Annotated in this window: 17 protein-coding genes; 12 read left to right on the plus strand and 5 right to left on the minus strand. The window is 55.7% G+C overall.

Annotated elements, in window-relative coordinates; translation table 11 throughout:
* Positions 1 to 78: 78 nt before the first annotated feature.
* From ACE418_RS09005 to ACE418_RS09015, 3 genes are read right to left on the minus strand one after another with little or no spacing between them, the layout of a single operon-like run.
* Positions 79 to 1,296 (minus strand): ABC transporter permease, encoded by a 1,218-nt coding sequence (locus tag ACE418_RS09005; protein WP_416450299.1) that lies wholly within the window; start codon positions 1,294 to 1,296, stop codon positions 79 to 81.
* Positions 1,286 to 1,990 (minus strand): ABC transporter ATP-binding protein, encoded by a 705-nt coding sequence (locus tag ACE418_RS09010; RefSeq protein ID WP_416450300.1) that lies wholly within the window; start codon positions 1,988 to 1,990, stop codon positions 1,286 to 1,288. Before ACE418_RS09010 ends, ACE418_RS09005 begins: the two co-directional genes overlap by 11 nt.
* A gap of 13 nt (positions 1,991 to 2,003) precedes the next feature.
* Positions 2,004 to 3,140, minus strand: a complete 1,137-nt coding sequence (locus tag ACE418_RS09015) for an efflux RND transporter periplasmic adaptor subunit (RefSeq protein ID WP_416450301.1) — start codon at positions 3,138 to 3,140, stop codon at positions 2,004 to 2,006.
* A 222-nt stretch (positions 3,141 to 3,362) separates the two neighbouring features.
* Here ACE418_RS09015 and cytX point away from each other — a divergent pair, with 222 nt between their 5' ends.
* The 5 genes from cytX to ACE418_RS09040 all read left to right on the plus strand — a co-directional run bounded on the left by cytX (position 3,363) and on the right by ACE418_RS09040 (position 7,738).
* A complete protein-coding gene (gene cytX, locus ACE418_RS09020; protein ID WP_416450302.1) occupies positions 3,363 to 4,526 on the plus strand; it encodes a putative hydroxymethylpyrimidine transporter CytX in 1,164 nt (387 codons plus the stop codon).
* 134 nt (positions 4,527 to 4,660) lie between these two features.
* Positions 4,661 to 4,864: a hypothetical protein gene (locus tag ACE418_RS09025; RefSeq protein WP_416450303.1), complete on the plus strand. Its 204-nt coding sequence runs from the start codon at positions 4,661 to 4,663 to the stop codon at positions 4,862 to 4,864.
* A gap of 647 nt (positions 4,865 to 5,511) precedes the next feature.
* The gene (locus ACE418_RS09030; protein ID WP_416450304.1) at positions 5,512 to 6,306 is read left to right on the plus strand and encodes an enoyl-CoA hydratase/isomerase family protein; all 795 of its coding nucleotides are present in this window, start codon (positions 5,512 to 5,514) and stop codon (positions 6,304 to 6,306) included.
* Positions 6,307 to 6,333: 27 nt separating this feature from the next.
* Positions 6,334 to 7,071: a CoA transferase subunit A gene (locus ACE418_RS09035; RefSeq protein ID WP_416450305.1), complete on the plus strand. Its 738-nt coding sequence runs from the start codon at positions 6,334 to 6,336 to the stop codon at positions 7,069 to 7,071.
* A gap of 4 nt (positions 7,072 to 7,075) precedes the next feature.
* Positions 7,076 to 7,738: a 3-oxoacid CoA-transferase subunit B gene (locus ACE418_RS09040; RefSeq protein WP_416450306.1), complete on the plus strand. Its 663-nt coding sequence runs from the start codon at positions 7,076 to 7,078 to the stop codon at positions 7,736 to 7,738.
* Between the two features lie 372 nt (positions 7,739 to 8,110).
* On the opposite strand, the gene ACE418_RS09045 is transcribed toward ACE418_RS09040, so the two are convergent.
* A complete protein-coding gene (locus ACE418_RS09045; protein WP_416450307.1) occupies positions 8,111 to 10,159 on the minus strand; it encodes a transglycosylase domain-containing protein in 2,049 nt (682 codons plus the stop codon).
* Positions 10,160 to 10,478: 319 nt separating this feature from the next.
* Here ACE418_RS09045 and ppsA point away from each other — a divergent pair, with 319 nt between their 5' ends.
* The 6 genes from ppsA to ACE418_RS09075 all read left to right on the plus strand — a co-directional run bounded on the left by ppsA (position 10,479) and on the right by ACE418_RS09075 (position 21,581).
* Complete coding sequence (gene ppsA, locus ACE418_RS09050; protein ID WP_416450308.1) at positions 10,479 to 12,887, plus strand: phosphoenolpyruvate synthase; 2,409 nt, start codon at positions 10,479 to 10,481, stop codon at positions 12,885 to 12,887.
* 197 nt (positions 12,888 to 13,084) lie between these two features.
* Positions 13,085 to 13,723, plus strand: coding sequence for a helix-turn-helix transcriptional regulator (locus ACE418_RS09055; RefSeq protein ID WP_416450309.1), 639 nt, complete (start codon positions 13,085 to 13,087; stop codon positions 13,721 to 13,723).
* Between the two features lie 2 nt (positions 13,724 to 13,725).
* Positions 13,726 to 14,547, plus strand: coding sequence for a pyruvate, water dikinase regulatory protein (locus tag ACE418_RS09060; protein WP_416450310.1), 822 nt, complete (start codon positions 13,726 to 13,728; stop codon positions 14,545 to 14,547).
* Between the two features lie 118 nt (positions 14,548 to 14,665).
* A complete protein-coding gene (locus tag ACE418_RS09065; protein ID WP_416450311.1) occupies positions 14,666 to 19,507 on the plus strand; it encodes a nucleotidyl transferase family protein in 4,842 nt (1,613 codons plus the stop codon).
* Positions 19,491 to 20,486, plus strand: coding sequence for a lactate/malate family dehydrogenase (locus tag ACE418_RS09070; protein ID WP_416450312.1), 996 nt, complete (start codon positions 19,491 to 19,493; stop codon positions 20,484 to 20,486). Before ACE418_RS09065 ends, ACE418_RS09070 begins: the two co-directional genes overlap by 17 nt.
* A 15-nt stretch (positions 20,487 to 20,501) precedes the next feature.
* A complete protein-coding gene (locus ACE418_RS09075) occupies positions 20,502 to 21,581 on the plus strand; it encodes a flavodoxin family protein (RefSeq protein WP_416450313.1) in 1,080 nt (359 codons plus the stop codon).
* 429 nt (positions 21,582 to 22,010) lie between these two features.
* On the opposite strand, the gene rpmB is transcribed toward ACE418_RS09075, so the two are convergent.
* Positions 22,011 to 22,202 carry a 50S ribosomal protein L28 gene (gene rpmB, locus ACE418_RS09080; RefSeq protein ID WP_014014995.1) on the minus strand — a complete coding sequence of 64 codons (192 nt, stop codon included), beginning with the start codon at positions 22,200 to 22,202 and terminating at the stop codon, positions 22,011 to 22,013.
* A 140-nt stretch (positions 22,203 to 22,342) separates the two neighbouring features.
* Here rpmB and recG point away from each other — a divergent pair, with 140 nt between their 5' ends.
* Positions 22,343 to 24,382 carry an ATP-dependent DNA helicase RecG gene (recG, locus tag ACE418_RS09085; RefSeq protein ID WP_416450314.1) on the plus strand — a complete coding sequence of 680 codons (2,040 nt, stop codon included), beginning with the start codon at positions 22,343 to 22,345 and terminating at the stop codon, positions 24,380 to 24,382.
* Positions 24,383 to 24,477 lie beyond the last annotated feature (95 nt).

The following is a 24,477-nucleotide window of genomic DNA, read 5'->3' on the forward strand; positions in this document are numbered from 1 at the left end:
ATCCCATACGACAAACGATGAACGACCTACGATCAACGTAAAAAGAGGCTGTCTTAATGCGACAGCCTCTTTTTTTATTCATTCATACCGCAAGGCTTCGATAGGATCGAGTTTGGCTGCTTTCCGGGCTGGGTAGATGCCGAAGAAGAGGCCGATGCCGACGGAGAAGCTGAAGGAAATGATGATCGGTGCCGCTGTGATGACCGTCTGGAAGAGGCCTGATTTGGCGATAGCCAGAGCGATACCGACGCCGCAGGCGATACCCAGGAGGCCGCCGATGACGCCGATGACGACGGATTCGATGAGGAACTGCATCATGATGTTCTGGAAGGTCGCTCCCAGGGCTTTACGGATACCGATTTCCCGCGTCCGTTCGGTGACGGAGACCATCATGATGTTCATGATGCCGATGCCGCCGACGATGAGCGAGATGGCGGCGATGCTGCCCAGGAAGAGGGTCAGCATGGTCGTCGTGCTGGTCATGGTTTCCATGAGGCTCGTCAGGTTGCGGACATTGAAGTCGTCTTCCTTGCCGTTCATGATGTGATGGCGCTGACGTAGCAGCGTTTCGACTTCGGACTGGACCTGCTCGATTTTATCGGCACTGGAGACCTGGATATTGATGGAGCGGACATAGGTGATGCCCATGAGGCGTTCCTGGGCCGTCGTCAGGGGGACGATGACGATATCGTCCTGGTCCTGGCCCATGGAAGACTGGCCCTTGCTTTCCAGGACGCCGATAATCTTGTACGGCTGGTTGTTGATGCGGATGTTCTTGCCGACCGGGTTGCTTTCGTCAAAGAGGTTGGACGCGACGGTCGGACCGATGACGGCGACGCGGTTGCGCGAGTTGAGGTCGCTCTGGGTGATGAAGGAACCCGACTGGACGACGAGGGACCGGATGTGCAGGTATTCCGGCGTGACGCCGTAGACCGATGTATTCCAGTTCTGGTTGCCGTTGACGATCTGGTAGGAACTGTTGACCGTCGGCGATACGTAGTCGATGTTCTTAATCTTGTTCTTGATAGCTGTCGCGTCATCGTACTTCAGTTTTTGGTTCGACCCGGCGGCTGAGCGGATACCGCCCTGATTGGTCGATCCGGGCATGACGATGAGCATGTTGCTGCCCAGGCTGGCGATGGAGTTGGTGACGTTCTGCTTGACGCCCATACCGATGGAAATCATGGCAATGACGGCGCCGACACCGATGATGATGCCCAGCATGGTCAGGATGGAACGCAATTTATTGGATAACAGGGCCGTAACGGCAATCTGTACGCTTTCACTAAATAACATCCATGACGACCCCCCTTCCGGCGTCTTTGGTGATCTTACCGTCAGAGAGCAGGAGCTGGCGGTTGGCACAGGCAGCGATTTCCGGTTCGTGCGTGACCAGGATGATCGTCTTGTGCTCTTCGTGGAGTGCCTCGAAGAGGCGCATGATATCTTTCGTCGATTTCGTGTCCAAATTGCCTGTCGGTTCATCGGCCATGATGATGTGCGGGTTGTTGACCAAGGCCCGGGCGATGGCGACGCGCTGGCGCTGGCCGCCGGATAATTCGTTCGGCTTGTGGTGGGCCCACGTTTCCAGGCCGACAGAGCGCAGTTTTTCCATAGCCCGTTCCGACCGTTCCTTACGGCCTACCCCGGCGTAGACCAGGGGCAGGGCGACGTTGTCCAGGGCGGAAATGCGGGACAAGAGGTTGAAGTTCTGGAAGACGAAACCGATGTGCTGGTTGCGGACGACGGCCAGTTCATCGTCACTGAGGTGGGCGACTTCCTTGCCGCCGAGTTTGTACGAGCCCGACGTGGGCCGGTCCAGGCAGCCCAGGATGTTCATGAGCGTCGATTTCCCGGAGCCCGACGGCCCCATGAGGGCAGCGAATTCTCCTTCTTCGATGTTCAAAGTGATACCGGCCAGGGCGGCGAAATCTTCACCGCCGATATGGTATATCTTCGTAATATCTTTCAATTCGATGACATGCTTCATGGCAATGCTTCCTTTACATGGGTGGCGGGCCTTGGCGCCGGGTATTATTCGATGACGACGAAGACTTGCTGGATGCCGTATAGGTGATGGACACTTTGTCGCCTTCGGTCAGGCCGGAGAGGATTTCCACGTATTCATCGCTGTAGATGCCCGTCGTGACCGGGACCTGTTCGGTCTGTCCGTTGGCATCGACGCGGATGACATAAGACCCGGAATCGTTGGTCTTCAAAGCGGCGATGGGGACGACGAGGGCATTGTCTTTTTGCGACGTCGTAATATCGACGCGGGCCGTCATGCCCAGTTTCAGGACGTCGTCAGGGTCGTCGACGTCGAGGGTGACGTAGTAGTAGATGACACTGGCCGAGGAACTCGATGAGGAGCTCGACGTCGTGCTCGTGCCATTCGTGTCCCAGGTATTGCTGGTATCGGTCTTGGCGATTTTCGAGACGTGAGCCGTAAAGGTCCGGTCCGTAAAGGCATCGACCGTGAAGGTTGCATCCTGGCCGACTTGAATCTTGCCGATATCCGTTTCATCGACTTTGGCCAGGATCTGCTTGGTCGACGTGTCGGCGATGCGCATGATGACTGTCGGGTTGCTGTTGCCTTGGACGGCCATGGTGCCGACGGTCTTCGGTTCACCGACGACGACGCCGTCCATGGGAGCGGTAATGACCGTTTCGGCTACATCCGATTCGGCTTGGGCCAAGGTACTGACGGCTGTGTCATAGTTGAATTTGGCCGTATCCAGGTCCTGTTTGGTGCCGGCGCCGAGGTCGTAGAGCTTCTGGGCGCGTTCGTATTCGACCTGGGTATTGGTGACTTTATACTGAGCCTGGTCGCGCTTGGCTTCATAGTCCTTGCCATCGAGCATGGCGACAGTCTGGCCGGCTGTGACCGTGTCATTTTCCTTGACCAGGACCTGGCTGATGCGGGCCGTGATCTTCGGTGAGACTTCGACGGAATCGACAGGGCTGATGGTTCCCGTCGCGGAAACCGTCGAGCGCAGGTCTTTGCGGACGACGTCGGCCGTTTCGATAGCCTTGGCCTGCTTCGCCGTTTGCTGGGACTGGTAATATGTATAGCCGCCAAAGGCACAGGCAGCCAGGATGACAGCGGCAATGGCGATTTTCAGGCGCTTGTCAATTTTCATGGTATCACTCCAAACGTATAAATTTAAAAAAAAGACTATATAGTTATTATATTGTTAGCTAAGTATAGCATGAGCATGAAGGGTAATAAAGATAAAAGCCGTTTTTCTTAGTAAAGTGAGTTGAAATTGTGACAAAGTGACTGCCTTGCATAGGGTTTTCCCGTAAGATGTGTTATACTGGTGTGGCTAATAATTTCTATAGAGAAAGGTTGGTATCATATTGTGAATGAACGTAAAACATCTGTCTTTTCTAATGGCCTGTTATGGTTCGGCGCCGGCATTTCCATCGCTGAAATCCTGACGGGTATGCTCCTGGCACCGTTGGGTTTTGCCAAGGCCTTTGCAGCCATCATTTTAGGCCATCTCATCGGCGGGACGGTCATGTATCTGGCCGGTCTCATCGGCGGCCGGACCGGCGGCAGCGCCATGGAAACGGTACGCATTTCTTTCGGTACCCAGGGAGCCAAGCTCTTTGCCGGGCTGAATGTCATCCAGCTCGTCGGCTGGACGGCCGTCATGGTTGCCAGTGCCGCCCTGGCAGCCAACACTATCGCCGCTATCGGCGTGTCCTGGTGGAGCCTGATTATCGGCGCCTTCATCACCTTATGGATCGTCATGGGCCTGAAGAACCTGAGTAAGGTCAACGTCGTCGTCATGGCGGCGCTGTTCATCCTGACCATCGTCCTCAGCCTGGTCGTCTTTAAAGGCGGTACGCCGCAGGTACCGGCTGGCGACCTCACCTTCGGCGGTGCCGTCGAACTGGCCGTGGCGATGCCTTTATCATGGCTGCCGATTATTTCGGACTACACGCGGACGGCTGAAAAGCCGGGCCTGGCTACGGCGGCCAGCTGCAGTGCCTATTTCATCGCCAGCTCGTGGATGTTCCTCATCGGCATGGGCGCCGCTCTGTTCACGGGACAGGACGATATTGCGGCCATCATGGTCCAGGCTGGCATGGGTGTCGCCGGTATCCTGGTCGTCCTCTTGTCGACGGTGACGACGACCTTCCTCGATGCTTTTTCAGCTGGCGTCAGCTGCCAGAGCCTGGTCCCCAAAGTTTCGGATAAAGTCTTGGCCCTCATCGCTACCGTCCTGGGCGTCATCCTGGCCATCTTCGCCGCACCGGACCAGTTCCAGGACTTCCTCTACCTCATCGGATCCGTCTTTGCGCCGATGACGGCCATCCTCTTGTCGGATTTCTTCATCCTCAAGCAGGACCACACGGCAGACAGCGTCAACTGGCTCAACCTCATCCTCTGGGTCCTGGGCGTCATCTTATACCGATTCCTGCTCAACGTCGACACGCCGGTGGGCATCACGGTCCCTGTCGTCGTCATCCTGATGGTCGTCAGCGCCTTGGTCCACAAGGTCTTGAAACGGGCTTAATATAATTCTTGAAAAGAATAGTTAAATTGCAAAAGCGATTTGCAATTAATATTGACAAAAAAGCATTGAAAAGCGTAAACTTATGCTCAAGAAAGATAATAAAACTATGAGCATCTTCAAAGGAGGCTTTTCAAATGGATAAACACTTTACTTTCGATGATATGATCAATACCATGATGCCCCTGCCCATCAGCGGCAGCGCCAACGGCGAAGGCATCTACTGCCGCGGCCAGGAACTCGTCGCTTCCATGGACCAGCCGAAAGAAACGGCCCGCCAGGAAAAAGAAAACAGCGGCTTCAATCTCCGCGGCATCTTCTGCCAGTATTGCATTGATTGATAAAAAAGGGCTTGTCGCACGTGCGACAGCCCTTTTTTTAAGCAGTTAGCAGCTAGCGGATGGAAAGGGTTTAGCCTCTCCTGCTAGGAGAGGTGGCCCGAATGGGCCGGAGAGGTTTAACCTCGTAGGGGCTTGCACGTGCGGGGGGATGCAGGAATCCCGTGGCCCATTTATCTGAAGCGGGCGCCCCACGTGGTCGCCCCTACGAACCACGAGCCACGAGCCACGAACCACGAATCACGAGCCACGAACCACGAACCACGAACCACGAGCCGCGAACCACGAGCCACGAGCCACGAACCACGAGCCACGAGCCACGAGCCACGAACCACTAACAACGGACCACGAGACACTAACGGCTAACTGCTAGCTGCTAACAGCTAAAGGGGCTGTCGCACGAAGGTTTCTGCCATCATGTGATGCCCCGTTTACTTTATAGTTTGTAGCACAGAGTTTGTAGTTTGCAGAGAAAAGCTTTAAATTTAAACCCATCCGCTAACAACTAGCCACTAACAACTTGAAAGGAGCTGTCGCGATGCGACAGCTCCTTTCTTTATGTATAGATTTTTTACTAAAATATATGTTATAATATGATTATAAAGAAAGACGAATATTCAGTTTTGTTATGGTTACGAGGAGGGGTTCATATGAAGCTCCAAAAGTTACACTATACCGTCGAAGATGGTATTGCTATTGTTCAGCTCGACTATCCCAAGAATCTCAATGCCATTGACGAAGAGATGGCTGATGAACTGCTTTACGTCGTACAGGCAGCCGAAGCCGATGAATCGGTGAAAGTCGTCGTCTTCAAGGGCTTACCCCGTGCTTTTTCGGCTGGTGGCGACATCGGCTACTTCTATCAGCTCATCAAGGCTGGCGGTGACGTCAATATGGATGGCCTCATCGGCAAGGTCGGCAAAGTCACGGACGGCCTGAAGAAGATGAGCAAGATGGTCATCGCTTCGGTCAGTGGGGCTGCAGCCGGTGCCGGTGCCAGTCTGGCCCTGACTGCGGATTTCATCATTTGCAGTGAAAACGCCAAGTTCATCATGGCCTTCGTCAACCTGGGCCTGGTCCCCGATACGGGCGGCTCGTATCTCCTGGTCAAACAGCTGGGGCCGAAACGGGCTATGGATATCTGCGCGACTGGCCGGCCCGTAAGTGCTCAGGAAGCCAAGGATTTGGGTATCGTCTATCGCATCGTGTCCAACGATTCTCTCGATGAAGAAACGATGAAGTTTGCCAAGAAACTGGCATCAGGGCCCATCATTTCTTACAAGAACATCAAACGCCAGATTTATGCAGCAGCCTTTGCCGAATACCAGCATTACCTGGAAAATATCGAAGTCCCGTGCCAGCGCGAATGTGCCCGGACGAAGGATTTCGCCGAAGGCGTCTGCGCGTTCATGGAAAAACGGCGTCCTCATTTTACCGGCCAGTAAGGCTCATCTTTGAAGGGAGTGAGTACGGTGTTATCGAAAGTATTTTCTCTCCAAGATATCCTGGAACATATCCACGACGGCCAGACCATCATGTTCGGTGACTGGCATGGCCAGTTTGCCGCTGATGAAATCATTGACGGCATGCTGGAAAAAGGGGTCAAGGATATCAAAGCTATCGCCGTATCGGCCGGCTATCCCGGCCAGGGCGTAGGCAAGCTCATCGTGGCCCATCGCGTATCGTCGATCATTACGACCCATATCGGGCTCAACCCGGAAGCGCTGAAGCAGATGCTGGCTGGCGAGCTGCAGGTCGAATTCGTGCCCCAGGGGACCTGGGCCGAACGGGTGCGCTGCGGCGGTGCCGGACTGGGCGGCGTCCTCACGCCGACCGGCGTCGGGACGAGCGTCGAAGAAGGGAAACAGAAACTGGTCATCGACGGGAAAGAATATCTCCTGGAATTGCCGCTCCATGCCGATGTGGCCCTGGTCAAAGCGACCAAAGCCGATACGGCAGGCAACCTCTATTTCCGTATGAATTCGCGGGCGACGAACAGCACCATTGCCTATGCAGCCGATTTCGTCGCTGCTGAAGTCGAAGAAATCGTCCCTGTCGGCCAGCTCTCGCCGGAAGAAATCGCCATCCCGGCGCCCGTCGTCGATATGGTCTATGAACGGCAGGGCGAAAAACGGTTTATCTGCCCGATGTGGAAAAAGGCCAGGGCCCGTGCGGAAGCCAAAGCGCGGGAACGGCAGGAAAGGGGATGAGGTCATGGTCGAACGGAAAGGAAGAGCTTTGATTGCCTGGCGGTGTGCCCAGTTCTTTAAAAATGGTGATTTCGTCAACTTGGGCATCGGCCTGCCTCTGATGTGCGTCAACTACCTGCCCGAAGGGGTAGACCTCTGGCTGGAAGCTGAAATCGGTACGGTCGGCAGCGGCCCGTCACCGGACTGGGACCATGTCGACATCGACGTCATCGATGCTGGCGGCCAGCCGGCGTCGGTCATTACCGGCGGCAGCGTCTATGACCATGAGACGTCCTTTGCCTTCATCCGCGGCGGTCATATCGACGCGACCGTCCTGGGGACGCTGCAAGTCGACCAGGAAGGGAATATCGCCAACTGGACCATCCCTGGGAAATTTGCCCCCGGTATGGGCGGGGCCATGGACCTCTGCGCCGGCGTCAAGAAGATCATCGTCGCCACGGACCATTGCGAAAAGAGCGGCCACTCCAAGATACTGAAGAAATGTACGCTGCCCCTGACGGGAGCCCATTGCGTCACCGATATCGTGACCGAACGCTGCTACTTTGAAGTCACGCCGCAGGGGCTGGTCCTGCGGGAACTGGCACCGGGCTATACCGTAGACGATATCCGGGCCTGCACCGAAGCGGACTTCACCGTTCCCGAAACCATCGCCGTCATGGGCGAGTGAGGGGGCGAATGAAGGCTTCGTAAGCCTCTCCTGCTAGGAGAGGTGGCCCATTTATCTGAAGCGGGCGCCCCACGTGGTCGCCCCTACGAGCCACGAACCACGAGCCACGAACCACGAGCCACGAGCCACGAGCCACAAGCCACGAACCACGAGCCACGAGCCACTAACGGCTAACTGCTAGCTGCTAACAGCTAAAGGGGCTGTCGCACGAAGGTTTCTGCCATCATGTGATGCCCCGTTTACTTTATAGTTTGTAGTACAGAGTTTGTAGTTTGCAGAAAAAGCCTTTAAATTTAAAGCCATCCGCTAACAACTAACAACTAGCCACTAACAACTTGAAAGGAGCTGTCGCGATGCGACAGCTCCTTTTCGTTATTCCTTATTATTGCGGTCGGCTTGTTGTTTGGCCGGCTGCTGGGTCTGTGTTTTAGATTTTTCTTTAGTCGTTGTCTTTTCGGTCGTCGCCGTTTTTTTCTTCGGTTCTTCCCGGTCGTCGCTGCGGACGCTGTTGCTGGAAGAGGAAGACGACGTCGTTTCTTTACGGCGTTCCATGCCCGATGGGGCCGAGAAGTCACTGCCTGATTCATCGGACGTAGCCGACGACATGTAGTCCTTCCAGATTTCTGCCGGGATCGTGCCGCCGTAGACTTCGCCCAAGCTGTGCGAACCCGTATCGTCGCCGATCCAGACGGCGGTGACGATGTCCGGCGTATAGCCGACGAACCAGGCGTCTTTGTTGTCGTCTGTCGTACCGGTCTTGCCGGCTGCCGGACGGCCGATGGCGGCGGCTGTCCCTGTGCCGTGGTCGATGACGCCTTCGAGCATGGTCGTCATTTCATAGGCTTCCCGTTCGGACATGACGCGGGTCTTCGTTTCTTCTTTTTCTAACGTCGAAGCGTCTTCCAGGACGTTGCCGTTGCGGTCGAGGATTTTGACGATAGCCGTCGGCTTGACGTGGACGCCTTTATTGGCAAAGGTGCCGTAAGCACTGGCCATTTCCAGTGGCGTGACGCCCTTGGTCAGGCCGCCCAGGGCCATAGCCAGGTTGTCGTCTTTGGCGTCGAGGGTGGTAATGCCCATCTTCTTGGCGTTGGCGATGATGTTTTTCGTGCCGACTTCATCGGCCAGCTGGACGGCGATGGTGTTGACCGAGTGGGCCAGGGCATCGCTGAGGGTCATGGTACCGCTGTAGGAGCCGCCGGCGTTCTTCGGACTCCAGCCGCCATAGGTGACCGGTTTGTCGTCCATCGTCGTATCCGGCGTCATGTCGTGCTGCAGGGCCGTGAGGTAGACGAAAGGCTTGAAGGCCGAACCAGGCTGACGGACGGCCATGCTGGCACGGTTGAAGCTGTCCTGTCCGCGGCCGCCGACCATGGCCAGGATATGGCCCGTCTTGGGGTCGATGGAGACGATGGCTGCCTGCGGCTGGGTCAGGCCGTTTTCGTCGGTGTAGTTGTTGGGCAGGTTGCGCATAGCCCGGACGGCGGCGTGCTGCTTGTCGACGTCCATGGTCGTGTAGATTTTGAGGCCTTCTTTATAGAGAGCATCGTCGCCGTATTTCTTGGCGACCTGCTGGGAGACGTAGTCGATGAAGGATGCATATTCGTCGGCTTCTTTGGACTGATGGCTCTTGGAGAGGCCCAGGTCCTGGTTCTTGGCGTCTTCCGCTTCAGCAGCCGATACGTAGCCGTACTTGACCATTTGGTCGAGTACGACGTTCTTGCGCTTCTTGGCTTCGTTCAAGTTATTGAAGGGCGAGTAGTAGTTCGGGCTCTTGGGCAGGCCGGCCAGCATGGCGCACTGCGTCAGGGTCAGTTCGTTGACGTCTTTGTTGAAATACGTCTTGGCCGCCGTCTGGATGCCATAGGCCCCCTGGCCGAAGTAAATCTGGTTCATGTACATTTCCAGGATTTCTTTTTTACTGTACTTGTGTTCGATTTCCAGGGCCAGCATGGCTTCCTGTATCTTACGTTTCAAAGTCTGTTCCTGGGACAGGAAAGCGTTCTTGGCCAGCTGCTGGGTAATAGTACTGCCGCCCTGGGCGATGCCGCGATTGGTCAGGTTGGCAAAGATGGCGCGGAAGATGCCGATAGGATCGATGCCGATATGTTCATAGAAACGGTTGTCTTCGGCAGCGATGAAGGCATTCTGCAGATTCTGCGGCACTTTGTTGATGTCGATGGGCAGGCGGTTCTGATCGGAATGAAGGGTCGTGATCAGGCGGCCGTGGGAATCGAAGACCTGCGATGAAACGGCAGGCCGCATGTTATTGCCTACAGCAGGCAAACTTTGATAGGCAGCAAAAATATAGCCAAAGCCTAAGCCTGCGAAAACGACAAGGCATAAGGCGATGAAAAGGCGGATGCGGCGAAGGGGACCGGCTTTTTTGGCTTTTTTTGCTCTGCGTCTGGGTGTATACATTTTTTCCTCCTACGTGACGACGTAATCGTTCAAGATGAGCAGGTAATGAGACATTACTAATTTCTTATTATATCACATCATACATCATTATCCTATATAGGCAGGACAGGTTGAAAAAATTTAAAGTCTATTGGGCGATTAAATCGTTTTACGATACACGGAATCTGAAAATATTTCATATGTAGTATACTCTTTAAAAGAGTATCATGTAGCTTTTTTAGAAATACCATTGACAACTGCATAGAAATAGCGTACTATAAACGTAACAAGCAGAGAATTTAGCGTACACGCTTGGTTATAATAGCAGGAGGTAAGGATTATGGCAAAGGACAGAGAAAAAGCATTTGTATTGTGGTTCGATGAACTGCGCAGAGCCGATGTAGCTCTCGTAGGCGGCAAATCGTCTTCCCTTGGTGAATTGACATCCCAGACGGATGTTCCCGTTCCCTATGGGTTCGCGACGACAGCGGAAGGCTATCGCCATTTCATGCATGAAACGGGCATGGATGTCAAGATCCCGGAATTGCTCAAAGGGCTGACCGACGTCGAAGACGCTGTCCAGCTCCGCGATGTCACGGCAAAGATCCGCAAGGCTATCTGCGATGCTGAAATGCCGGCCGACTTGGCAGCCGATATCCGCAAGAGTTATGAAGAATTAGGCAAGAAAGTCGGCGAAGACAATCCTTTCGTCGCCGTCCGTTCCAGTGCGACGGCCGAAGACTTGCCGGACGCCAGCTTTGCCGGCCAGCAGGATACATACCTCAACGTCCAGGGCGCTGATATGGTCATCCAGAAGGTCAAGGAATGTTACGCTTCGACCTTTACCGACCGCGCTACCTACTACCGTACGAAACAGGGCTTCGATCACCTTTCCGTCGCTTTGAGCGCTGCCGTCCAGATGATGGTCTTCTCCAAAGCCGCTGGCGTCATGTTCACCGTCGACCTGGTTACGGGCGATGATTCGACGATTACTATCGAAGGGGCCTGGGGCCTCGGCGAATACGTCGTACAGGGTACGGTTACGCCGGATAACTTCAAAGTCCGCAAAGACGATTTGACTATCCTCTCCAAGATGATCAATACTAAACCGATCGAACTGGTCCGCAAACCGGGCGGCGACTGCGAAGAAAAACTCGTTCCGCCGGAATTGCAGAAACAGCAGGTCATCACGGATGAACAGGTGAAAGAACTGGCTACCTATGCTAAAGCCATCGAAAAGCATTACGGCTGCTACATGGATATGGAATGGGGCGTCGACGAACGGACCAATAAGGTATGGCTCCTCCAGGCTCGTCCGGAAACGGTATGGTCCAAGAAGAATAAAGAAAAGAAAGAAGCGGCTGCTGAAAAAGCGGCTGTCACGACGGACCGCAAGGTCGTCGTCAAAGGCCTGCCGGCCAGCCCGGGCAGCGCTGCTGGTAAAGCGCATGTCATCCTCGACCCGTCGAAGATTGCCGAATTCAAAGATGGTGAAATCCTGGTTACGACCATGACCGCTCCGGACTGGGTACCGGCCATGAAGAAGGCGAAAGCCATCGTCACCGATGCCGGCGGCATGACCTGCCATGCTTCCATCGTCAGCCGTGAACTGGGCATCCCCTGCATCGTCGGTACGAAGAGCCGCAGTGTCGAAGCGACGACGACTATCCAGGATGGCGCAGAAATCACCGTTGATGCGACGAACGGCATCGTCTATGAAGGTATTGTAGCCGACATCGTCAAACCGGAAGCTGCCGAAGCGCCTGCCGGCCAGGCTGCTGCTACCGTCGTCGCTGCTGAAGCTGCTCCGATTACGGGCACCAAAATCTACATGAACCTGGGCAACCCGGATCTGGCTGAAAAGTATGGCAAACTGCCTTGCGACGGCATCGGCCTCATGCGCGAAGAATTCATCTGGACGACCTTCATTCATGAACACCCGTTATACCTCATCGAAATGGGCCGGGCTGACCGCGTCGTCGATCAGTTGTCCGAAGGCATCCGCAAAGTCTGCCAGGCACTGGCTCCGCGTCCGGTCACGCTGCGCTTGAGCGACTTCAAATCGAGCGAATACCGCAACCTCACAGGCGGTGACAAATACGAACCCCAGGAAAGCAGCGCCCTCCTCGGCTGGCGCGGTGCTTCCCGTTACTATGACCCGAAATACGTCGAAGCCTTCAAGCTGGAACTGAAAGCCGTCCGCAAAGTCCGTGAAGAATACGGCTACAAGAACCTCAATGTCATGATTCCCTTCTGCCGCCGCGTCGATGAAATGCAGAAAGTCGTCGACCTCATGGCTCAGGAAGGCCTCCATCGCGGTCCGGACTTCAAGGTCTGGCTCATGGCTGAAATCCCGTCCAACATCATCCTGGCCGACCAGTTCAATCAGTTCGTCGATGGCTATTCCATCGGCTCCAACGACCTGACTATGCTCATCATGGGCTGCGACCGCGATAACGATACGGTCGCTCCGCTCTTCGATGAACGCAACCTGGCCGTCAAACGGGCTATCCGCCATCTCATCGCCGTAGCCCATAAGGACGGCAAGACCGTTTCTATCTGCGGTCAGGCACCGAGCGTCTATCCGGACTTCGCTGAATTCCTGGTCAAGAGCGGCATCGACTCCATCTCGGTCAATCCGGATGCCGTTGTATCGACACGGAAACACGTGGCACAAGTCGAACAGCGTATCCTCCTCGATTCGCTGACTGGCAAGGGCCGTGCTGATACAGAAGATTACACGTGGTAATAGCATATCCGATTTATGAGTCGTAGAAAGGCGGTCCAAAAGAAAAACAGACTTTTGGGCCGCCTTTTTCTCATACTAAGGCCTTGTATTATATACTATTTGCATATTATACATCTTATATCGCGGGATGTTTTTATATATGTTATGATAATAAGTGAATAAGAGAACGCTTGCTATGTAGGGGGTGAAAAGACGCTATGTTATCGGAACGTCAGGAAACGATTTTACAGATAGTAAAGGAAAACAGTCCGATTACGGGCCAGCATATTGCCAACCGGCTCCACGTGACGCGGGCAGCCCTGCGCTCGGACCTGGCCATCTTGACCATGTTGGGGCTCATCGATGCGCGGCCGAAATTAGGCTACTTTTTTACAGGCAACAAGGAAAAAGACCTGCTCTCACGGGCCATTACAGATATTACCATTGATTCCTGCCTGTCGCAGCCTGTGATCGTCGGTGAGCATACGAGTGCTTACGATGCGATCATCGCCATGTTTACGGAAGATGTGGGGACCGTTTTTGTCGGGACGGACAATATCCTGGCCGGCGTCGTATCGCGAAAGGATTTATTGAAAACGGCTATGGGCAGCAATGACCTGCGGGCCCTGCCAGTGCGCATGGTCATGACACCAGTGAGTAAAGTGATCTATGCCCAGCCCGAAGAGAAGGCCATCGTGGCCGCTCAGCGCCTGATTGAATATGAAATCGACTGCCTGCCTGTCGTCGAGGTCCAAGGTACGGATGAAGACGACAAGAAAGAATTGAAGGTCTTGGGCAGAATATCAAAAACGAACATAACCCGTCTCTTTGTAGAATGTGGGTTAGGGAGGAGATAACCGTGGAAAAACCGATTATTTATGCTTGCTCAGACTCGCTCGGCGAGACAGCAGAACGCGTGGCCCGGGCAGCAGCCAGCCAGTATGACAAACAGGAATTCAACATCATTCGCGTACCGTACATCCGGTCGGAACAGCAAATCGAAGAACTGGTCAGCAAAGCTGAAGCCCATAAGGCCATGATCTGCTACACCATCATTTCACCGTCTCTGCGCCGGAAACTGCGGGAACTGACGAAATCGGCCAATGTCACCGTCGTCGACATCATCGGCCCTATGCTGGCCGGTGTCGGCACCCTGACGGATACGGAACCGACCTTGAAGGCCGGCATGATCCATCAGCTCGACGAAGAATATTTCAAACGCGTCGAAGCCATCGAATTTGCTGTCAAATACGACGACGGCAAGAACCCGATGGGCTTCTTGAAGGCCGATATCGTCATCGTCGGCGTATCGCGTACGTCAAAGACGCCGCTTTCCATGTATCTGGCCCATAAACGCATCAAAGCGGCCAACCTGCCGCTGGTGCCGGAAGTCAGCCTGCCGCCGGAATTGTTCCAGATCCCGGCCCGCAAGATCGTCGGCCTCATCATCGACCCGTTCAAGCTGAATTTCATCCGTTCCGAACGGCTGCGCAGCATGGGGCTCGATGCCAACGCCAGCTACGCCAATATCGAACGCATCAATGAAGAACTGGAATATGCCCGCGGTGTCATGCGCCGCCTCCACTGTCCCATCATCGATGTATCGTCCAAGGCTATTGAAGAAACGGCGAACCTGGTCATGGAAATCGTAAAACGAAACAAAGAACTGTATCCAGAATAATCAGACAATGGCGGCGAGGGGGGCTTGTTGCATGGTGGCTTTTGCCATCTTGCAAGGCCCCTTTTTGCGTCAATGTATGAGGTTTGACATCACGATATCAAACTTCGGAAGGAGTACTATGAAAGATTCGACGACAGCCATTTTCACGTCCCTGTCAGCGTCCCTGGAGAGCCGGCATTTTTTGGCGACGCTGGGAATGGAAAAAGATGAAATGACGGCCTGGATACGCCGCAGCCGCCTGCGGTCCCTGGCCGATGAACTACAGCACTGCCGCGACGGGGAAGGGCGCTTTTCTTCGCCTGCTGTCGTCGCAGCGGCCAAACCCTATCTGGACTGCCTCCGCGACGAACCGGCCGGCGGCTGGCTGCGCTGCTGCCATCAGCGCGTCCTGGCCAGGCTCTTTCCCGGATCCTGCCAGGGGCCGGATGCGGCGTCCCTGGCAGGGCGCGGCAGCCATGGCGACATCTACCGGCGGGGCTGCCTGATCCTCATGCAGGTCCTGCGCGGCCTCTATCGCTATGAACGGAACGTCCTGCCCTTCGATCCTAAACGCGATATGCCCCTGGTATCGGTCCAGGAAATCATGGCCCACGGCTATACCAAGGAATACCTGCGACTGCGTACCCTGGCAGCTGACGATTACATTTATGAATTCATGCGCATCGGCGTCGATATTACGCCTTTCAATACATTGGGCCACGTCGGCGGCGTCCACTACGTTGCCGTCTATGCAGCCCGCCAGCTGGCGCGGAACGGCATCCCCGTCGACGTCGCCCTCATTTCCGGTGCCGCTGCCTGCCATGATATCGGCAAGTACGGCTGCAAAAAGAATGAAGAGAAGCGGGTCCCTTATTTACATTATTATTATACGGGCATGTGCTGCCGACGCCTGGGCCTGCCGGGCATCGGCCATATCGCGGCCAATCATTCCGTCTGGGACCTGGAACTGGAAAACTTGTCCGTCGAATCGCTGCTGCTCATTTATGCTGATTTCCGCGTCAAGAGCAGCCGTGACGCCCAGGGGAAGGAAATCGTCCATTTCTATTCCCTGGCCCAGGCTTTCGACGTCATCTTGGGGAAACTGGATAATGTCGACGATGCCAAGCGGCAGCGCTATCAGAAGGTCTACGCCAAACTGGCGGACTTTGAAGATTTTATGAAAGAACACGGCGTCGTCACCGAACTGCCTGCTGACTTCGCCTGGGAACCGGCCGACCCGCCGCAGCCCGTCCATCGGGAAAAGGTCCTCCTCGAAGGCAATGACATCATTGCCCAGCTCAAATATGCCGCCATCGACCATAATATCCGCCTCATGAGTATCTTTCGCGATGAAAGCGATTTTGGCAACCTCATCGAAGCGGCCCGCAGCGAGCGGCAGTGGAAGAATGTCCGCACGTATATCGGCATCTTCGAGGAATATTCGACGTACATGACAGAGCATCAGAAACTGATGACCTTGAAATTCCTCTATGAACTCTTGTCCCACCGTGAAGGGGACATCCGCCTGCAGGCGGCAGCCCTCATGGGACGCATCATTGCCAATTTCAACGATACGTATACGAAGGAACTGCCGGAAGGCGTCTCCCTGCCGACCAAGGCCGTGACCAACCTATCCCTGTTCACGACGTACCTGGACCGCATCATCTGCCCGGATATCCGCTTCACAGAGCAGCATAAGCTGTGGATCGGCTACTGCCTGAGCACCTTCGTGTCGGCCGTCCTGCGCCGCTGTGCCCTGTCCCAGCGCCCCCGCTATACGGCTGTCATGGGGCCATACTATGAACGGCGCAATTACAATGAAGAAGAGTACATCATCCTCTTGAAGGTCCTGGCCGATATGGATAGGGACTATCTGGACGACGCCTTTATGGCTGCCGCCGGGCCTTTCATCGAAACGGCCAGGCAGAGCGGCTCCTTCAATCTGCGCGTCGCTGCCCTGAACTGCGCCCGCCACGTCTTTGCCGATTATACCGACGACTTGTACTATAAGGATCTGCTCAAGGTCATGGACCTGCCCGAAGGGCGGGAAGCCTTCTTTGAACGGGAAGGCAATCTTTTCCTGGTCGACCTCAAGATGGGAACTCACTGGGTCGTCAAAGTAGCCAACCTGGAACTCATGCTGCGCTACATCGACGGCCAGAGCGACGCCGGCAGCGTCATGCATCTCGGGACTCATCTGACCAATTTGCTCAAAGTCAGCGAATCCATCTTCGTCCGCCGCGCTGCCGGCAACAGCCTGCTCAAGATTGCCTCCAGCATGACCTATGCCCAGCGCAACGAATTGACGGTAGAATTGTTCAACGGCCTGGAAATCGGCGACCCGCAGATTTCTAAATACGTGCCGGAGTTCCTGGGCAAGATGATCCTCAAGCTGCCGCCGCGGGAGTTCGACGAATTCGTCAAGACCATCGAAGGCCAGCTGCTGACGGTCAACATCCCCCTGGCAGCGTCGATGGTCCAGACCGTGGGCATCATTTTGGAACAATTCGATGAATTCGCCAGGGAATTCTCAGAAGACCCGGCTGTCAACGAGAAACGCCAGCGCCGCCTGCTCTACATCATGATCAAGGCCTATGCCCATTACAATAAGGAACTGAGCCGCGATGCTTTCCGCGATTTAGGGAAATTCATCTTCCACAGCCCGCTCATGCCGGACGAACGGAAGGATTTCCTCTTTGGCCACTGTTATAAAAAGTTGTTGGTCCTCCTCGATGAGAACAGCGAAGAAAACCTGGATTTCTACAGCAATTCTGCCGTGCTCAACCATATTTACCGCTACATCAGCCAGCACGAATTCGCCAGAGGGCCCTTTACCTTTGAAAAAGGCCGCAAGCCCTGCTTCTATCCGGGGACCTTCGACCCCTTCAGCCTGGGCCATAAGGCCGTGGCCTGCAAGATACGCGACCTGGGCTTCGACATTTACCTGGCCCTCGATGAATTTTCCTGGTCCAAGCATACGCAGCCGCGCCTCATGCGCCGCAAGATCATGAACATGTCCGTCGCCGATGAAGAGAACATGTATCCCTTCCCGGACGATATCCCCATCAACATTGCCAACCCGGCGGATATCAAGAAGCTCAAGGACATCTTTGCCGGTCAGGACCTGTATATCGCCGTTGGTACGGACGTCATCGAAAATGCGTCAGCCTATCGGGCCGTACCGACGCCGGACTCGATCCATACGGTCAACCACATCGCCTTCGCCAGGGAGACGCGGGAAAATCCCGAACCGGGCCAGCATGAAAGGTCCTACGGCATCCAGGCCAAGGTCATCCGCCTGACGCTGGATAAGTTCTACGAAGATATCAGTTCGACGAAGATCCGCGAGAACATCGACCTCAACCGGGATATTTCCAACCTCATCGACGCGGTGGCCCAGAACTTCATTTACGATAATAATCTCTACCTGCGCGAACCGGCGTATAAGCACGTCCTGGAAGCCCGGGAAATCGGCATCGGTTCCTTCAAGCCGCGCGGCGCCGAAAGCCTGTGGCCCATCTGCAGTGCTCTTTGGGATAAGGGCTATCATACGGAGACCGTCGACAGCTACGTCGAAAAGGACTATGTTTGGACGCTGTATATCGACGACGCCAGCCAGGAGCGCAAGATGATTGCCTACGCCGCCGTCCACCGCGTCGGCTCCCGCGATTTGCTGCGCGAGTTCCACGACTCGGCCATTGCTTCCCACATCCGCGATGCCGCTGACGGGGGCATTGCCTGCATTGGTTTTCTGTACACCGACGACATGGCCGGTATTGCCAATGTCAGCCAGATCATCATTACGGAAATCCTGACAGAGCTCATTGCCCGCGACTACGCCTACGCCATCTATCATCCCGTCGACCCGGCCGGCTATGAGCAGCCCGTCATCGACGCCCTGCGCCGCCAGGGGTTCGTCAATATTGCGCCGCCGGAAGAGACGCCCATTTATGCGGTCAACATGAAGTCGCCCATCGTTATTTTCCGCGACGTCGAAACGACTATCAAGAACCCGTTCAACAAGAATCCCCGCGTCCGCCGGGCCATCTATGAAGCACACAACAACTTGTTGTCGGTCATGAACCATATTTATCCGGGCCAGCTCATCCTGTCCTTCAACATGAGTGCCTTTTATAATAAGATTATCAAGAAAGTCGCTGAAATCAATGGCGTTTCTATCGTCGAAGATAAGAAGAAACGCCGCGGCCCATACATGACCGTTCCCTTTGGCAAGGCCTTGAGCGACGTCCTCGTGCCCAATACGGTGACCAAGGGCCTGCACATCGACAAGTATTTCGACCGCACTGTCAAATCCTTTACCATCGCCGAATGCCAGCATTATTCGTCAGTCGACAATCAGGTCAAGACCATCAAGTCCTTCGACCGGCCGGTCATCCTCATCGACGACCTCCTTCACAAGGGCCACCGCATGCGCATGCTGACGCCTTATCTGGAACAGAACGGTGTCGAAATCAAGGAAGTACTGGTCGGCGTCATGACGGGACAGGCCATGGATATGATGGAAGAAAAGGACATCCGCGCCGAGAGCGCCTATTTCCTGCCCAGCCTGGAAGTCTGGCTCAATGAAAGGGACTGCTATCCCTTCATCGGCGGCGACAGCCTGGACAATGCCCATAATTACAGCGGTTACGGCCGCAATCCGTCAATCAACCTGGTCCTGCCCTATGTCAAGCCGGCCTTCATCGGCAAGGGGAACAGCGACGCTGATTACTTATATTCCCTGACGTGCCTGCAGAATGCGGCGTCCATCATGGAAACCCTGCAGGACGTCTATCAGGAAACCTTTGAAAAACGCCTGACCTTGAAGCGGCTCGGCGAAGTCATTACGTACCCGCGCATCCCCGATATCGACATCGGCGTCAAGTTCGATGAGAACATGGACCCGACGCGTTTCATCAAGAACGATATCGAACGGCTCATCCGCCTGCGCTGGGGGGAAGGAGATGGAGAATTTGAATAAATGGATACATGATCTGCCCGGGGAAATCGGAGCCTCTGCCATACCCCTCGACCGGGCGCCGCAGCTGACCCGGAAAGCCCGTGTCCACATCGTCGCCTTAGGCGATGTGGGCACGACTATGCTCATCGGCCTGCTCCTGGCCGGCCAGGATGTCATCAGTTCTGTCGGCATGTGCGATATCAATGAGAAGAACCTGGCCCGCCTGGAAATGGAAATGAACCAGATACGCTACCCCTTTGCCGGTCAGGACGGCTGTGATGACCCGGTCCTGCCGGCCGTGACCATCGTTCCGGAAGAAGCCGTTTTCGACTGCGATGTCTTCGTTTTCTGTGCCAGCAAGGGCGTACCGCCTGTCGGCGCCGGCGGCGACGTGCGCATGGCCCAGCTCGAAGCCAACCGCAGCCTTGTCGCCCATTATGCGGCTTTGGCCCGTCAGGCTGGCTTTGGCGGTCAGGTCTGTATCGTATCGGACCCGGTCGACCCCTTGTGCCGAGCCTTTTTGACGGCTTCCGGTCTCCATCCGTCACAGATACAGGGCTACGGGCTGGGCGTCATGCATGCCCGGGCCTGCTATTATGCAAAAAAAGATCCGCGCTTCGCCCATTATCTGACGGAAGGCCGTGCTTTTGGGCCCCACGGGGCGGACCTGGTCATCGCCGACCGCCTCGACGGTTATGACGACGAGCTGTCGAAAGAATTGACAGATCTCGTCGTCCATGCCAACGTCGCTGTCCGAAACCTGGGTTACAAGCCTTATATTGCGCCGGCCCTGTCGTCGGCGGCGTTGTCGATCATCCTGACTCTACGCGGTCAGTGGCATTACGGCTCGGTCTACCTCGGCGATGCGGCGAAAGGCGCTTTTTTCGGCGTCAAGAACCGCGTCGCCGGCGGCTGTGTGACCTATGAAGACGTCTGCGCCTGTCCGGCCCTGTATGAGCGCTGGAAACGGGCTTATACGGCATTGAGCCGCCTCGTATAGGAAGGGGGCCTTGCCATGTTGTTGGTCGTCAAGGTCGGCTGGGACGAAGCCGGCCATACGGAACGCATCCGGCGCGTCCTCGACCGGGCTTTGGCCGGGCGGACGTATCGCGTCATCGAGAGAGAAAAGGCCTTCTTGCGCTGGTGTGTCCGCACGCCGGCGGAAAAGGAGGGGACCGCCGTCCTCTTTGCTGTTGCCCTGCCCAGGGCCGGCGTCAGCCTGTCTTATGTCCACCTCGTGTCCTGCCTGGTCCGCCACCGCCACTGTTTGGCCGGCTGCCGCGGCGCCGTCCTCGTCGACGGGCAGGGGGAATTTTTTACAAAAAAAATAGGCCGGGAGCTGATTTTCTTTGCCAATCAGGCCGGCTGTATCTTTCCCGGAAAGCCCCTCGTCGAGGCAACGGGCTCGCTCTATAATTTTAATACCCAGGCCAAAATCCAGGGCCTTTCCAATGAAGAAGCCTATGCCGTCAGTGCCGGCCGTCTGGTCAACAAGCTGTTGGCCTTCGTCCGACCGTCCGGGGCAGGGAAGGTCAAAGACGTCGTCGTCATCCACGCCAGCAGCCGCCGCACGTCGAATACGCTCCTCCTCTGGGAGATGGTCCGCCGCCATCTGCAGGGAAAGGCCAAGGTCACGGAAATCTCCCTGCGCAACGGCAGCGTCGTCGACTGCCGGGGATGCAGCTACGAGACGTGTCTCCACTTCGGTGAAAAAGGGGACTGCTTCTACGGCGGCGTCATGGTCGAAAAGGTCTATCCCGCTGTCCGCCAGGGCGACGTCATCGTCCTGGTCTGCCCGAACTACAACGACGCCGTCAGTGCCAACATCACGGCCTTCTTCAACAGGCTGACGGCCCTGTTCCGCAAGGAAGAAGCGGCCTTTGCCAATAAGGAAGTCTACGCCCTGGTCGTCTCCGGCTACAGCGGCGGCGATATCGTGGCCGAACAGATACTGGATGCCATGAACTGCAACAAGAACTTCATCCTGCCGCCGTACTTCGCCCTCATCGAAACGGCCAACGATCCCAAGAGTATCCTCCAGAACGCCGGCATCGAAGACCGGGCGGCCCGCCTGGCGAAATATATATGCATGTAGGGGCCGCATGTAGGGGCTCGCACGTGGCGAGCCCGCTCCGGGATATGGGTGATTCACCATTCAGTCGTAGGGGCCGCAGTTCGCAGGTCGCAATTCGCAGGTCGCAGTTCGCAGGCCGCATGTAGGGGCTCGCACGTGGCGAGCCCGCTCCGGGATATGGGTGATTCACCATTCGGTCGTAGGGGCCGCGGTTTGCAGGCCGCATGTCGCAATTCGCAGTTTGCGTGTAGGGGCTCGCGCGTGGCGAGCCCGCCCCAGGATATGTGCGATTACCCGGTCATTTTGTTGGGGAAATCACCCAAATTCCCAACGGGTCGCCCACGTGGCGACCCCTACGAGCCACTAACCCCTAACCCCTAGCCACTAACCCCTAACCCCTAGCCACTAAAAAAAGCGTTGTCTTCACAGACAACGCTTTTTTTATCATCCTTAAACATCACGCTGGACTTTACCGGAACGAAGGCAACGAGTGCAAACATTAACTCGTTTTACTTCGCCGTCGACGACAGCGCGGACACGCTGGATATTCGGTTTCCAGGTTTTTTTCGTTTTCAAGTGGGAATGGCTGACATTCATGCCGCTCATTGTTCCTTTACCACAGATTTCGCAAAAGTTTGCCATTGGTTACACCTCCCTGCACCATCACAGTACAACATATAAATCTTATCACAGATTATTAGGTAAAGCAAGTTTTATTTTTTTAAAAAAGCCTACGAAATATGATACAATAAAAACGACTACTTGACAAGGAGTTTTTTTGTATGAATTTTTCTATTCGTGATCTCAAAGGCATCGGACCGCGCAAAGAAGCCCTGTTTGCCCGGCTCCATCTGACGACGGTGTCTGATTTATTGCAATATATTCCCCGCGATTATGAAGACCGCAGCCATATCTGGCCCATCGGCCAGTCACCGTGCGGGACGGGGAAGGCTATCCTCGTCTGCGGGACCGTGGCCTCTGTCCAGGAAATGCGGCCCCGCCGGGGCCTTTCTATCTTGAAGGTCATGGTCAGCGACGGCACCGGGTCGGTCGAACTGGTCTGGTTCAACCAGGCTTTCAAGAAGCGCCAGTTCCATATCGGCATGACTTTGACGGCTTTTGGCAAGATGGAATGGGCTTACGGCCGCCGTCAGATGAATACACCGGATACGGAAGAAGGGCGGGCCGGAGGCGACGGCTTCGTCCCTGTCTACGGCTTGACTGACGGCCTGCGCCAGCAGGATGTCCGCAAGGCCGTGCGCCAGGCCCTGGAACTGGCCCAGGCCCATCCGGATATCCTGCCCGGCTGGGACGGCTGCCGTCAGTCCCCTTTTGTCGCCATGCCGTCCCTGGAAGCCTATCGGCAGATCCACTTCCCGGACTCTATGGAGAAACGGGAACAGGCCCGGCGCCAGCTGGCGTTTGAAGAGCTTTTTGACATGCAGCTCGGCCTGCTCCTGCGCCGGCGTCATGAAGGCCGGCGACAGGGTATCAAATGCGGCCCTAACGGCAAGCTGCTCAAGGCCTTCTATGACCACCTGCCCTTTACTCTGACGAAAGGCCAGACCCAGGCCTTCCTCGATATCCAGGCCGATATGGAGAGCGAAGTGCCTATGCAGCGCCTGATCCAGGGCGATGTCGGTTCCGGCAAGACTGTCGTCGCCGCCCTGGCTCTGGCCAAAATCGTCGAGAATGGCTATCAAGGGGCCCTCATGGCGCCGACGGGCATCCTGGCAGCCCAGCACTATGAAGAATTCTGCCGCCTCTTTCAGGGACTGGATGTACGCATCGCCTTGCTGACTGGGCGGACGACGGCTAAGGAACGGCAGCAGCTCCTGGTGGAATTGGCCAAGGGCCGGATCGACATCCTCATTGGGACGCACGCCCTGATACAGGACGACGTGGCCTTCCGCAGCCTGGGCCTGGTCGTCACCGACGAACAGCACCGTTTCGGCGTCCGCCAGCGGTCGGCACTGGAACAGAAAGGGAGGGAGCCCCATGCGCTGTTCATGACAGCGACACCGATTCCCCGGACGCTGACCTTGTCCCTCTACGGCGACCTCGACGTGTCATCCATCCGCGAACTGCCGCCAGGGCGGAAACGGGTCAAGACCTATGCCGTCGGCGAAAGCCTGCGCCGACGGGTCTATGTCTTCATGGACAAACTCATGGCCCAGGGCCAGCAGTGCTATGTCGTCTGTCCTCTCATCGAGGCTTCGGAAAGCGTCGACTTGCAGGCCGCGACAGACCTCTATGAGGAACTGCGGTCCCGTGTCTTCAAACAGCGCACGTGCGGCCTCGTCCACGGACGCATGAGCGGCAAAGAGAAAGAAGCCGTTATGGAAGCCTTCCAGAAAGGGGACATCCAGCTGCTGGTCGCGACGAGTGTCATCGAAGTCGGCGTCAACGTCCCCAACGCGACGCTCATGTTCATCGACGGCGCCGAACGTTTCGGCCTGGCTCAGCTCCACCAGCTGCGGGGCCGCGTCGGCCGCGGCGATTTGCAGGCTTATTGTATCCTCATGGCCAAAGGCGGCAGCGACGAGACGCGGCAGCGCCTGAAATGGATGGAACAGATACACGACGGCTTCACGCTGGCTGAAAAAGATCTGCTCCTGCGCGGTTCGGGACAACTCTTCGGCTATATGCAGCATGGTCTGCCCGATTTGAAAGCTGCCGATATTATAAACGATGTACCGCTCCTGTCGGCGGCCCGCGATGCGGCCCGGCAATGGTGGCTGGGCCATGAAGACCTGGGTAAAGCAGAGGAAGCCGTAAAGAGGCGCTTTGGCTATACTTTTGCCGGACTTTTAAATAACTGATAGAAATTTGCTGTAATATATGTACATAAGAGCTGATTTCAGTTATAATAAGGGATAAGCTATTTAGGGGTATTTCCCCTTAGTTTCTTATATTT

This window comes from Megasphaera jansseni, from assembly GCF_047974155.1.
Lineage (GTDB): Bacteria > Bacillota > Negativicutes > Veillonellales > Megasphaeraceae > Megasphaera.

Coding starts and splice junctions, on each gene's coding strand:
- rpmB (WP_014014995.1), bottom strand. CDS start 22,202: ATGGCAAACTTTTGCGAAATCTGTGGTAAAGGAACAATGAGCGGCATG.
- ACE418_RS09075 (WP_416450313.1), top strand. CDS start 20,502: ATGTTGTTGGTCGTCAAGGTCGGCTGGGACGAAGCCGGCCATACGGAA.
- ACE418_RS09065 (WP_416450311.1), top strand. CDS start 14,666: ATGAAAGATTCGACGACAGCCATTTTCACGTCCCTGTCAGCGTCCCTG.
- ACE418_RS09070 (WP_416450312.1), top strand. CDS start 19,491: ATGGAGAATTTGAATAAATGGATACATGATCTGCCCGGGGAAATCGGA.
- ACE418_RS09055 (WP_416450309.1), top strand. CDS start 13,085: ATGTTATCGGAACGTCAGGAAACGATTTTACAGATAGTAAAGGAAAAC.
- ACE418_RS09015 (WP_416450301.1), bottom strand. CDS start 3,140: ATGAAAATTGACAAGCGCCTGAAAATCGCCATTGCCGCTGTCATCCTG.
- ppsA (WP_416450308.1), top strand. CDS start 10,479: ATGGCAAAGGACAGAGAAAAAGCATTTGTATTGTGGTTCGATGAACTG.
- ACE418_RS09025 (WP_416450303.1), top strand. CDS start 4,661: ATGGATAAACACTTTACTTTCGATGATATGATCAATACCATGATGCCC.
- ACE418_RS09005 (WP_416450299.1), bottom strand. CDS start 1,296: ATGTTATTTAGTGAAAGCGTACAGATTGCCGTTACGGCCCTGTTATCC.
- ACE418_RS09040 (WP_416450306.1), top strand. CDS start 7,076: ATGGTCGAACGGAAAGGAAGAGCTTTGATTGCCTGGCGGTGTGCCCAG.
- ACE418_RS09045 (WP_416450307.1), bottom strand. CDS start 10,159: ATGTATACACCCAGACGCAGAGCAAAAAAAGCCAAAAAAGCCGGTCCC.
- ACE418_RS09030 (WP_416450304.1), top strand. CDS start 5,512: ATGAAGCTCCAAAAGTTACACTATACCGTCGAAGATGGTATTGCTATT.
- ACE418_RS09010 (WP_416450300.1), bottom strand. CDS start 1,990: ATGAAGCATGTCATCGAATTGAAAGATATTACGAAGATATACCATATC.
- recG (WP_416450314.1), top strand. CDS start 22,343: ATGAATTTTTCTATTCGTGATCTCAAAGGCATCGGACCGCGCAAAGAA.